General features: G+C 34.7%; 10 protein-coding genes. 1 reads left to right on the top strand and 9 read right to left on the bottom strand.

Translation table 11 applies throughout. From position 1 onward, the window contains the following. On the top strand, nucleotides 1-234 hold a 234-nt coding region (locus tag J7K39_00570; protein MCD6178374.1), incomplete at its 5' end, for a hypothetical protein. Between the two features lie 126 nt (nucleotides 235-360). Here J7K39_00570 and J7K39_00575 read toward each other — a convergent pair. From J7K39_00575 to J7K39_00615, 9 genes are all read right to left on the bottom strand, one after another. Further along, nucleotides 361-2,967: a hypothetical protein gene (locus J7K39_00575; GenBank protein ID MCD6178375.1), complete on the bottom strand. Its 2,607-nt coding sequence runs from the start codon at nucleotides 2,965-2,967 to the stop codon at nucleotides 361-363. Nucleotides 2,968-3,099: 132 nt separating this feature from the next. Further along, nucleotides 3,100-4,605, bottom strand: coding sequence for an O-antigen ligase family protein (locus tag J7K39_00580; protein MCD6178376.1), 1,506 nt, complete (start codon nucleotides 4,603-4,605; stop codon nucleotides 3,100-3,102). Then, nucleotides 4,598-4,786 carry a hypothetical protein gene (locus J7K39_00585; GenBank protein MCD6178377.1) on the bottom strand — a complete coding sequence of 63 codons (189 nt, stop codon included), beginning with the start codon at nucleotides 4,784-4,786 and terminating at the stop codon, nucleotides 4,598-4,600. The genes J7K39_00580 and J7K39_00585 overlap by 8 nt, the downstream gene beginning before the upstream one ends. Nucleotides 4,787-4,788: 2 nt before the next feature. Beyond that, nucleotides 4,789-6,486, bottom strand: a complete 1,698-nt coding sequence (locus J7K39_00590) for a right-handed parallel beta-helix repeat-containing protein (protein MCD6178378.1) — start codon at nucleotides 6,484-6,486, stop codon at nucleotides 4,789-4,791. A gap of 2 nt (nucleotides 6,487-6,488) precedes the next feature. Beyond that, the gene (locus J7K39_00595) at nucleotides 6,489-7,838 is read right to left on the bottom strand and encodes an oligosaccharide flippase family protein (protein MCD6178379.1); all 1,350 of its coding nucleotides are present in this window, start codon (nucleotides 7,836-7,838) and stop codon (nucleotides 6,489-6,491) included. Continuing rightward, entirely contained in the window at nucleotides 7,835-10,387 is a 2,553-nt protein-coding gene (locus tag J7K39_00600; GenBank protein MCD6178380.1) for a LysM peptidoglycan-binding domain-containing protein, read from the bottom strand. Before J7K39_00600 ends, J7K39_00595 begins: the two co-directional genes overlap by 4 nt. Further along, the gene (locus J7K39_00605) at nucleotides 10,387-11,184 is read right to left on the bottom strand and encodes a TolC family protein (GenBank protein MCD6178381.1); all 798 of its coding nucleotides are present in this window, start codon (nucleotides 11,182-11,184) and stop codon (nucleotides 10,387-10,389) included. Before J7K39_00605 ends, J7K39_00600 begins: the two co-directional genes overlap by 1 nt. 42 nt (nucleotides 11,185-11,226) lie before the next feature. Beyond that, on the bottom strand, nucleotides 11,227-12,414 hold the full coding sequence (locus tag J7K39_00610; GenBank protein ID MCD6178382.1) for a sugar transferase: 1,188 nt from the start codon (nucleotides 12,412-12,414) through the stop codon (nucleotides 11,227-11,229). Nucleotides 12,415-12,435: 21 nt separating this feature from the next. Beyond that, on the bottom strand, nucleotides 12,436-12,834 hold the full coding sequence (locus J7K39_00615) for a response regulator transcription factor (GenBank protein ID MCD6178383.1): 399 nt from the start codon (nucleotides 12,832-12,834) through the stop codon (nucleotides 12,436-12,438). Nucleotides 12,835-12,905: the final 71 nt, after the last annotated feature.

A 12,905-nucleotide genomic window follows, 5' to 3' on the forward strand; every position in this document is an offset into this window, starting at 1 on the left:
AAGAGATTGCCTGTAGAATTAGTGTATTTTGAAGAGTTTGAAAGAATTGATAAAGCGTTTTACCGTGAAAAGCAAGTACAGGGTTGGAGTAGAAAAAAGAAAGAAGCATTGATTAAGGGTGAGTATGGAATATTGCTAGATTTATCGGTGGCTTATCGGAATAAGGAGACTTTGACTTCGAGAGCCTCAACCGATGTCTCGGCATCAGTCGAAGTTTCTTCTAAGAAAAAGTAAAATAGTTGCTTCATACATTTTCACTATCGTTAACTGAGGTTCTCGAAGTCAACGGGATAAAAAAAGTCCGAAATTGGATTAGTATTTCGGACTCAAGGTTTAGTTAAGGTTTGTCTTCAAGGCTTGTTATATCGGTATTCTATAAGATAACTTGACTAAGAAAACGTTGTGCGGAAAAACAGAGAACATATCCTCTATATCCTGATTAAAATCAAATGCGTAAGTTGAAGGGAAATCGGTTTTATTTTGAGACCAAACCAAGTACACAATAGAGCCGGGCTTGTATTCCCAACGTGCAACAAGGTTAGATTGAAATTGTAAAAATTTAAAATCTGGATTATATAAATAACCATCTATATTTCCGTCATTATTAATATCAACGCCATAATCTGCATCAGGGTTTGTGATTTTGAAACGGTCTGTATATTGGTCGGCTATGGGATTGGTAACATATTTAAAATTACTGTATTCTCCTGTTGAGATAAATGGTTGTCCGTAATATTGAATACTGAAATCGGGAGTAAAGCTGTAATCAATTCTCAGTTGAGTTACAAATGTTTTTTGATCAATTTCTGCCAAGAAATATTTGTCTTGTCCTTCAATATCCAGAACATCAATATATTGTAGTTGGTTATTGGTAAATCGGAGCGATGGACGCAAAGAAATACGTATACGATCCATTGGTCGATAGGTGAAGGTAAAGGAGTAGTTTTGGCGAGACTTAAAGTTTTCAGCTCCATAGAAATAGGAAATCATTGCGGAAGTACTGAAATTCTTTTTTCTGTCTGTTGAAATATGCGCATAAGCATTTATGCCTGCCGGGCTTCGGAAGAGAGGGCCTCCTCTAAGTAATGTTTTTTCTAAGGAGCTTGTGTTAACACTGCTTCCAAATCCAAAAGACCAGAAATTAGTAAACTGACCTCTAAGACCTAAATTTCCGCTCATTGCTAAATATTTTCCACTATAATCAAAAGAAGTTGCTTGTGATATTTCAACACTCAATCTACGGAAAATGCCAAAAGGTTTAGGTACATTATACTGAGTCCAAAGTATTTCCGTCATATCATCGGCATAACGCAAAAAGCCAATATCGTTTAATTCAAAACCGGGCGATTGCCAACTAAACCACGCTATATAATTCCAACCTCCATTCGTAAATTTTCCAAACCAGGCGTTTCCGGCATGTCCGCTTAAGCTGGTTAAGTTTGGGTTGTATTCCATATGTTTGGCATCGGGACGTTGGTAGTAGCGCGAAGAAGCCAATTGGAGTTCGCTAATTGCAGCTATATCGCCTTGAATGTGGCTACCCATTAGCTTGACAGAGAAATTGTATTTTCTGTTGTTCCAAGCGTGATCAAAGTTAAGGCCTCCAGTATAGGCTGCTGTGGGTAGAATGTCTAAATAGGCATCTTCAATTTTCCGATTGGTAGCCGTAAACATACCGCCAACTTTAGTATTTCCTTCATTAAAATCTTTTTCTATGCGGCTGACAAAATAATTTGTTAAAGGTTCTGCGGTATATTCTTGGATATTTCCGTTAGCATCAGAAATACTGCCATATTCAGTATTGGTAACACTTTCTAAAATTCCAATAGATAATCCGTTTTTTGTTCTGCCTGTTATTTTTGCAGCACCTAAAATCGATGTATTTTCAGGGGTGTCGATAAAAGAGTAATCATCAGGATAATAAGAAGGTCTTTTTCCAATGCGTCGCGAATAAAACAGGTTATCGTTAGCATCGTTGCCACCGCCTAAACGTAATGGAAAACTGTAAATGTTACGACCTTCGATAAAAAACATACGTTTTTCTTGAAAATAACTTTCAAAGGCAGATAAATTGACTTCGGACGGGTCGGCTTCAACCTGTCCAAAGTCAGGGTTAATGGTAAGGTCTAAGGTGAGGTTATTGGTAAGTCCTATCTTTGCATCTAATCCAATGCGACTATTGAATCCTGTTCCGTCGGTAAATGGATCACCTTCTTCAGCCTCAAAGGATTCAAAAGATGCAAGGGTATAGGGGGTAATGTCAAATTGCTTTTTAGGTTTAATATTTTTCAGTCCGTGTAATTCTCCAAAGCGGCTAACATATCCGGCTTGTTCATTAGCAATGTGTTGCCAGAGGCTGCGTTCTTCTTTACGGTGAATAAATCGCTTTACTTGTAAACCCCAAATTTGTTCACGTTCTTCACTAAAACGCAATTGAGTGAAGGGGATTTTTATTTCTGCTACCCAGCCTTCTTTGTCGATACTGGTTTTTAGATACCAAATAGGATCCCAAGTGCGGTCGTGTCCAAAACCGTCTTGAGTATATAATTCGTCATTTTTCACTCCCGCAACTGTTGCCGTAAAAGCGTAAGCAGTGTTATAATCGTGGTAACTATCAAAAGCAATTTCAACCCAATCGCCTTGAAATCCGTCGCGGCGCGACATGCGGTTTACTATTTTTTCAGGAGTATCATCATATGCGCGAATTGCGATATAAAGAAAATCATCATCATATAAAATTTTAAATGCCGTTTGTAAGGCTGCTTCTCCACCGTTTAAAGGTCGATACTGAGTAAAAGTATTTCCCCAATCAATTTGTTCCCAAGCAGCATCATTGAGCAGGCCGTCAATTTTTGGTGATTCTCCCTGAATTCGACTTGTTGTGTATTCCCTTTTTTCTTGAGAAAATATATTCCCTGTAATTAAAAGTATATTTAGTAAAAATAGTGGTCTTATAAATTTAATCATCGGCTCGCGTGAACCAATTTTTGTGCCGTTTATTGTGATGCTCTGAAAGTTAAATTGTTAAGTGATTTTCGCTAATTTTATTTGGATATTTTAGTGTACGAAAAGAGAAAATAAATGTACGATATCGTACAATTATTTTTTAAATAATCCGCCAAAAAGATTAAAAGGATCTTTGCCTTGTTTGCGTTCAAGCGTAATAACTTTGTCGTAATGAGTAGCAATAAATAGGAAGGCCATACCATAATAAATATTAATGGAAGTTGGGAATTGACCCATAACGGCATTTCCGTAATTAGCCAATAAAATTCCCATAATGCCACTAAGAATAGCCATCATTCTGGCTTTAAGTTCCGAATCTCGAATCCTAAACATTATAATATATCCACCCTTAATTACTATATAAAAAAGAATAAAAAAGTGTAATAGTAAACCTATGGCTCCATTTTCTGCCCATATTAAAACATACCAACTGTCAGTAGCTACATTAGCCAAAAATCCATTTGGAACATATTTTTGTGCTCTAACACCTGCATGACCTACACCTCCTCCAATAGGGCGAGTAGACAGATAGTTTTTTAATATTTTTTGATTGTCTAATCTCACTTGAAAACTGGCATCTTGCTCGGGATGAAAAGCCGTTCTGAGTCGTGCAACCTGATAGTTTGATTGTAAAATGGTAGTATAAGCGAAAAATATATAAACAGCTATACCGGCGATTAAACCCAATGCAATAAGTCTTTTGTTTTTTGTTAGTATCAAATAAGTGAAAAATCCTAAAGCAGGAATAGCAATAGCACCACGAGTTCCTGAAATAAGCATTCCGTAAAGTCCGAATAAAGCTACAATTCCAAAGAAAAGTTTCTTTTTAAGGGATTTGGTTTCGTAGGCAATAATTCCTCCCATAACAAGAGCATGTGCCTGAGAAGCTCCAAATTGTCCGGCATCACTCAGGAAAGAAAATACTCGGAGTTTTCCAAAAAGTAAATGTGTTTGATAAGCACCTGCATCCATCCATCTTTGTTCTGCAGGATCTAATCCGATGATAAGTTGCATAGCTCCTTTTAGTGTAGCTAAAATGGTCATCGATCCCCAGATATAAAAGAATATTTCTAAATCTTTTGGGCTTCGCATAAGAAGGAGTACCAGAGGAATTCCGAAAAAGAAATAGAGTGCTATTCCACGCATAGTATAAAACCAAGCCTGAAAACTAACGGCTTCGGGGTTAAGGATTTCAAGAAAAATCCATCCCATCCAAACGGCAGCTAAAAGGCTTACGTCTTTAAGCATTGGTTTCCAATTAACTCCAACATAGAAATGCTTGAAAATGATAGCGACTAAAGCCAAGACAAATAAGCCGTCGGCTATCAGACCGTATGGTACTATCGGTCCGGTATAGCGTGGAAGACCATTTATAAAATAAGCGGCCAATTGTATACTAAAAAGGGCGATTTTTGGATTGTAAAATACTCGATTAATAAAAATTACAATTAGAGGTAAAAATATAAGTCCTGCAATAAGTGGAATTCCACTGGTTGACATTAGTTTACCTATAAGAAAGGCGCCTATTACAACTAAAAGAATCGCAATGGGATGTTGCAGCTGAAGAGCTCCTGTATTTTTTTTAAAAGGATTACGCATTACTCTTTTGTTGTTTCTCGCTTTCTATTCTTTTTTTACGTTTTATTAAGTCTAATCTTTTCAGCTCCTTTTTATCTTTTTGTTCTTGCTCTTCTTTTACTTTGTTATCTTCGGCTTTGATAGAAAAATATACAGCGGCAACAGCTAGAAATAATGCTATGAATATGGGCCAGGTAATCATTTTTAGAATTTTTGAAAATTTTGAATCATTCTATTTGTTTCGTTGTATAAAACTATAATATATTTTGCTTTAGGAAGATGATTGATAGAAACGTATTTTGTATTTTCTCCTTTAGTAAAAGTCTCGTCAGAAAAGAGATTGAATGTTTTTCCTTCCATGTTCACGAGCTTTAAGCTGAGTGTTTGAGTTTTATTTAGCTTAAAACTTAAAGTCAAATAATCTGAGGCCGGATTTGGTGAAATTTTTAAGGATTGATTATATGTAGCTAAAGTATTTGTAGAAGTGATAATTTGAAGTTCGTAAGCACCAATATCAAAGTAATTATCAAAAGGGCGAGTGAAATTTTCTATGTCGAAAGTAATACCTTTATCACTTAAATTATAACCTGTATTTACGGCAGGAGAACCGCTTGTAAGACGATAGTTGTAATTGAGAGTGTCGACAAATAACTGTTCTTTTGAAGATCGTTCGAGAATATTATTAGATAGAAAAATATCATCGGAACTATCTAAATAATTGTGAATATATGCATCTTGGGCTTCATAGTTAACAGAGCCCAGGTTTTCGTAAAATTCATAAGCTCCGGGATTGATAATGATATTATTAATAAAACGATTGTTTTCACTATGCGAATTCATAAATCTTATACCGTCGCTTTTGGGATTTATTATGGTGTTATTATAGAAATGAAAAGAAGAATCCGGCGGTTGGATATAGGTGTATTTTGAAAATATCCCAAACTGTTGTTTTAGGGTTTGATCTTCAAAATCATAATCGCGTCCGGCATTAATAATAAGGTTGTTATAAAAATATTGTCCGCCTGTTCCTTGATTTAAAATTCCTGTTCCTTTGCCATCGATTATAGTGTTATTATAAACGTTACAACTGCTTCCGGTATTGATAATTATACCTGACATTTGATAGGTCGCTTCTGCTTGGGAATCTTTATATATTTGATTGTCGTGGATAGTACAGCCGTATAATGCACTTCCGACTTGTATTCCATCCCAACCGGTATATTCTACTCGATTATTGTATATTTCTACACCATTAATTATATGGGGAAGAAATGTTTTGTCGCAAGAGCTGATATATTGACCAAGATAAAAAGAACTGCCAATATACATTCCTTCGTTTCCAATATCGTGAATATAATTATCGTGAATTTTTATATTGTACATGGTGAAATTAGGGCGGTCAGCATCGTAAACACAATTGGGGTCGGTTTTAGCAATAATTCCAACAATTTTTGCATTACTAATCTCTATATTTTCCACTTCAAAATCTGTTGATAGACCTCCAATATTCAACCCTGAGCCATTGCTTACTTCGCGTATTAGAATTCCATATTTAATATTTTGGTCGCCTGCACCACTTATCACAATATTTTTAGATTCGGCAAACTTTAAGCCATATGTCAAATCAGAATCTATAATAGATTGTCCGCCTTTATTAATGATGACAATGGGTTTTTCGGCAGTACCGATAATATTTTTCAGGTAAAGAGGACCTCTTGTACCTGCCATTAAGCATAGAGTGTCTCCCGCTTGAAATTCAATATTTGTAATACTGGATGTCGTTGTGTTTATTTCGTAATCGCAATTTATTTGTGCTTGTGAGCTAAAAGAACTCAGAAGAAATAATGTTAAAACAGACCAGAATACCTTTTTTTGTTTTTTTTTATTGAAAATTTCTCGCATATCTACCCCACAAACTCTTTGACTTTATTAGAATAAACCTTCCATCCTTCAACCCAGATTAAGCGTGGATTTAGCTGTAATTCTTTGGTTAAATATCTATAACCAATAATTACACCTAAGAAGGTGAAAATAATGGTAACTACGGCGACAGCCATTAAGGATTTAAAGACAAAAACAGCAATTAAATCGCCAATTATATTGGCAGAAACCATATAAATTATTTTATAGAAATTCTTTTTTGGTTTATTGATACTATCAAGTCCAACGCCTGTTAGTCTGTCGATAGGTAATAATATTCCATATAGTGCAAAGACTTTAAAAATGGCAGAAGTGCTGGCTCCGGTAATAGGATCGACTCCGATATATTGCTGACCTCCGAGCAGCAAAACGAAGAAATCGGAAAAGATAAAGCCGAAAACAGCGACAGGAATAAACAGTATAGTCATAGATCCGGCATAGCTGTAGAAATAGTATCTAACCATTTTTATATCGTTCTGAATACTTGCTTTAGACATTTTTGGAAAGGCCGTTGCCACGAAACTTCGTAAGGGAATCTGAAGCAATTCTGTTAATTTCATCGGTATACTATAGAGTGCAACGGCAGCAGTTCCGAGTGGGCTTAATGCTATAATAAAAGTGTCGGCACTTCTCAATAAATTAGTTCCTATAAGTGTTAGTGTTGTGTATTTACCAAAATTTAATATTGTGCTATTGGTTGCTTTATTTGCTTTTGTGAGATAACGTAAACCATCCCATCCGGCTAAAATAGTGATTAGTGATACAAAAGCCGAAATACCTAAATGAAACCAGATAACATAAATTAAATCTAATTTTAACCAGAAAAGGTTAATTGTTAAACCCGCAAAGAATAAGCCTGAGTTTAGAGTTTTAACAATAAAAATCTGACCAAAATATTGTTTAGCTTGCTGTATGGTAAGCGCATTATTAAAAGGTAAATTAAGAAATGCCAGTATGGGATACCATTTAAAGAAAAGATAAAATCCTGATTGTTTAACTTGATCGGGGAAAAAGTATAACACTAACCATAATAAAATGGCAATCAGTAGGCTGGCAACAAGTCCGATAAGCCAGTTAGACCCAATTAATTGTTTCTTTTCTTCTTCTTTGGCGCCACTTAAAAAACGGATTAAAGCTGTTCTGGTAATTCCAAAGCGAAACATTTCCACAAATGTTGCACCAGTAAGATAAAGTATCCATTCGCCAAAAATTTCTTTGTCGAAACTACGAGTGAGGACAACGAAATTCAAAAAACCAAAGCCGGCGGTAAGCATATTTCCGGCTAAGGATTGTATATTTTTTTCTTTGGCAATATGAAGAATACGTTTGATCATTTTTTCAGCGTATGTCGTTCAAAAAACTGAAGCTTTACAAGCTTTTTAGCGGCTCTACGTATTCGGCTGCGTTTACGTGGTAATTCTCCTAAAAGTATTTCGAGTGATTCTGCTTGTGCCCCATTTAATAAAATAAGAGGATTGTATTTCATGAATTGCACTATTCCTTTCAAGCTGTTTTCGTCGGAACTTGTCCAAGGACGATTAGCACGTGTTACGAGTATTCCTAAATCGGTATCTTTTATCAAAGCAGGAGGATATGCATGATGAGTAATAGAAGGAATTTCTATTAATACAAAATCATATTTTGAACAGTCATTTTCTTTTCCTAAAATTTCTTGAACACTTTCTTTAGTAAAGCCATCGGCTTCTAGTTTGTATTCGATAGGCTTTTCATCTGAGATAAAAGAAAATTTCGGATTATAATTCGGAAGTTTATAGTTTGCAGATAAGACAGAAAATCCGAATTCTTTAAGCTTTCCGCTAAGTGCATCCTGAATAAGCGATTTCCCATCGGTAATTTGAGTACTAAAGATTAAAATATTGATAGGTCTTTTATTTTGAATACCTTCCGTCTCAAGTATAGATTGCATTTTCTGCACCGCTTGTTCCATCAATCTGTTGGTTATGAAATTGTAATTAATTCCATTTGTTTTTTTAGACATTAAGGGGTAAGCAGAAAGTAAATCTAAGCCGCTAAGTTTTTCGGCACGTATGGGTGTTTTAATTGTATTGTCGAAATATTCGAGAACAAGAATAACAAAAAGCACCAGCATAAGACCAACAATTCCTGCTGCAGCAATAAATAATTTACGCTTAGAAGATTCGGCAGATAAAGGAAAATAGGGAGGATCTACTGTTTTTATATTTGATTGAAGTTCAAGATTTTGTTGTTTTAGTTTGGCTAAATTAAGACTATTTAATACAGAAAGATATTGCTGTTCGTAAACGTTTATTTCGCGTTCTATACGCGATAATTTTGCACCAAGAGGAGCGAACTGTTCGTAGGTTTTTTGAAATTCTGTTTTTCTTTCTTGTAAAGCAGTTAGTTTAGCTTTAGTCTCTTCGTAAGTAAGGGTATTGCTTAGCCATTTAGAGAGTATTTCATCAGAGTTTACTCCTTGAGCAGAAAATTGCAAACTAAATACCTGATCGATATTTTTATTAATCTTATTGCGTAATTCAAGCTGCTTGTCTTTTAAGTCGGCAATGGCTTGTATGGTTTTTGGATCGGAAGAATTGTTTAATTCATTAATAGTAATTTTATATGTTATATCTGAAAGTTGATTACGATACTCCAGCATATCGGTATTTAATTTCGCTATTCCTTTTTGGTTTGCGAGCTGTTTATTTAAGTTTTTTAAAACCGAATCGGCAGCAGTAAAAATCATCATTTCGTCGTAATATCTGCTTTCCAAAATTTGTTTTTGTTCTGAAATATGACGTGTTTGCTCGTAATAATTAATAATGTTATTTTCTTGGTTAAATTTTAAAAGCCTGTTTTCTGCTGCCTGAAGGTTCATGCTCGATTCAGCCACTCTTTCTTCAAAATAGGCAACTACATTATCACTTTGGTTTTCTTTAAGCTTTTTATAATTTTTTTTAAAAGCATCAATAGTAAATTGTATACATTGCTTACAAATTCCGGGATCTGTAGTTTTAAAAGTTAGCTCAATCAAATCGCTACCCTGAACACGTTTTGCCGATACCCCACCAACAGCACGCATGCTGTAATATTTATGACCATAGTTTAAAAGTCCGTAAATATAATTGGTATCATCAGCTGCATAATATTTTTTAAAACGCTCTAATGTTTGGGCAAAACTAGCACTGTCAATTTCTGCTTTTAAATAATAAGTCGTATCGGGAATGTAAAGCGGAATGGTGTCGTATTTTCCGGCTTTTGTGCTATGAACAATTAAATCTTCTTGATCGAAAATTAGTTCTGTGCCGGGTTCCAATTTCGTTGATGTAAGCGTATTTTTATTCATTAATTCGCTGGCAGAAATTCCCAGCTTTGATGAAATGGAAAATAAAGATTCTTTGTCTTTAACTGTATATACTTTATTTCTAACGAGATATTGTTTGTTTTTTAGGTTGGCAGTATCATTTATTATTAGAGGTATTTTATTATTTAAATTTGATTTATTTGCATTTTCAGGCAAAATAACCATATCTTTAATATACTGTGGAACAAGCTCTTGTAGTTCGTTAAACGATTTACGAGAAATGTATTGAGGGTCCCAGCTTTTAAGGCTTAAACCTTGAATAAAAAGGCTTAAAGCAACTTCTTTATGTGTTTCACGAGCTTTGAAAATATTTATAATATTATCAAATTCCATCTTCGATCCAAAATAATCTAAACGAGAATTTGCTTGCGCTTCAAGTGTTAATCCGGAGCCTAAGCCGGTATAAATGGTGGAGGAGCTAACATAGTATTTTTCTTCATTACGTGTGCCGTAATATACTAATGCGACCAAAATAACAGGCACAAGAATCAGTATTAAAAGATTTTTGCGGATAAGCTTAATAAATTGAATTATATCCATTATTCCCAGTTATTAAGTTCGTTAAATTTTATCCCAGTTATTTCCTGAAGCATTACATAAGCATTTATAAACCCTGTTTGGCTATCCACGAAACGGTATCTAGCTCTGGCTAAATTGTCGCGTACTCTTGATAAATCGGCTAGCGATATTTTTCCGTTTTGAAACTCCCTGTCGGCCATTTCTGCTGTAAGCTCAGAAAACTCAATATTATCTATATCAAGCTTTAGCATATTTTGTTGAATTATAAGCTCGTTGTACAGATTAATAACATTTGCTCTAATGGTTTGTCTGTCTTCAAGCATTTTTTCAATATTCCGCTCAATACGCATTTTATTTAATTTAATTTGATTGCCACGATCCCAAAGACTTTGTATCGGTAATCGTAAACCCAAACCAATAGAGTAGCGTCCTTGATCAGTTGTTCCTAAAGTTCCGACTTCATTGCCATATTCGTCTTGAATAAATACCAAACTTGTCCATGTTCCTTCTTTTGCTTCACCCGTAAAATATATTCCTTTAGCCCAGTCGCGTTTAGCAGATTTTAATTCGTATTCGGTAATTTTTATTTCTTTATCCCAATATTTTAAGCGGTGAGAATTTATTAGTGCAGAATCAATTAAAACATCTAATGGAGGTATTTTTTTGGTTATATCATCCGTTAATGGGTTGAAAATGTTTTCGTTAGATATTGAAATTTCTTGAGCTGTTGAGTTTGATGGATACAATGCTGTTATAAGTAAGATAACAGATAATTGTTTTAGAATAATGTAGTATAGTTTCTTCCTTAGCCTATGCATAAAACGTGATAGTTTGTACAAATTTAAAAAAAATCAATCAGTTTAAACACTTCCCCTTTGAATGAATATTTTTAAGGTGCGAAATATAAGCTTGATATCGCCCCAAAAGGAGTTGTTTTCTGCATAAGTATTATCATATTCAAAGCGTTCTTCTTCTGACATATCACCATCTTTTCCGCGTAATTCAACTTGCCAAAGCCCTGTTAAACCGGCAGCTGCTTTAAATCTACGTGCCCATCTGGATTTTGTTATTGCAATTGCTTCTCCTACGGGTAAAGGACGATTTCCAACTATTGACATATCTCCGTTTAAAATATTAAAAAGTTGTGGTAATTCGTCTATACTTGTGTTTCGAATAAACCGACCAACTTTTGTTATTCTTGGATCGTTTTCGACTTTTAGAAATGCAGCTTTGGCATTTTTCTTTTTGATATAGAAATACTCGCAAATTTCGCTGCCGTCGTCTTGTTTGAGTGTGGGTGAACAAAAAACACCTTCGGGTAAACTCTTGCATCGTGGACATTCATCCTCAAGTAATTCGCCTTGATATTGATTTAAATGTTCTACTTCTTTTAAGCGCTTATCTGCATCGGGATACATAGAACGGAACTTATAGAAATTAAATTCGTGGAAATTAGCTCCTACTCTTTTAGATGAATAAAAAACTTTTCCTTTTGATTCTATTCGAATGGCAATGGCAGTGAGCAAGAAAACCGGACTTAAAACTAAGATTGCTCCTCCTGCCATAATAATATCAAAAGCACGTTTTAAAAATGGAGTTTTATATGGATGATTTTTGAAATCTTCAAAAGCTTTTTTTCTGTTTTTATCAGTATATTTTGCTTTATATTTTCTCAGAAATTTTATTCTGATTTTAAGGCGATCTATATCTAAAGGTAGTGCATAATAATCGTCGACTTTATTTTTGTATGCAAGGATTCGGGAAGCAAATTCAAAACGTTTTGCTACTACTATAAAAGGGATTTTATTCAATAAGCTGTGGAAACGCATGTGGTTGTACAAGGAAAATGCATTCATCCCTTTAATTCCTAAAGAGCATAAAATGGCATCTATTTTGTCGTATTCGCTAATGTTATTATTTATCCATTGTATGGCTGCTAACCCATTGTCTTTACTAATAAATTCAACATTTTCTGTATTTGAAAGCTGTTCAATAATCTTGGGATCTTTCCCTATATATAATATTCTTCCTGTATACGATTCTTTCATAATCGATGGCTTTTACGATTTTTAATATCCTTTGCGCTGAGAGTATAAATCTAACGATATCAATCTCCTTTTAACCCTTGCAAGTAATTCTTTAGGGTTGAAAGGTTTGATAATGTAGTCGTCGGCTCCGGTTTCGAAGCATTTTATTCTGTCGTCGCTACTTTCTTTACCCGAAAGCATAAGTAAAGGAATATCATCGAAAAAACCACTGGCACGAACTTGTTTGATAAACTCAAATCCGTTCATTATGGGCATTTCAATATCGCAAATTATTAAATCGGGAATGTCTCCGGTTTGCATTGACACTAAGGCCAGTTCCCCATTAGGGAAAGTTTCAATTTCAAAATCTTTCTTGAAAGTGTTTTCAATAATAAAGCGGATGCTTTGTTCATCATCGATGGCAAAAATCTTTTTTTTCATAATTTGTTCTTTACATTAATCCCCCCACTGCTATTTCAGGTTCAAGCAGCTAATGCACAAATATAGTTTAT

This window comes from Bacteroidales bacterium, assembly GCA_021157585.1.
Classification (GTDB): domain Bacteria; phylum Bacteroidota; class Bacteroidia; order Bacteroidales; family UBA12170; genus UBA12170.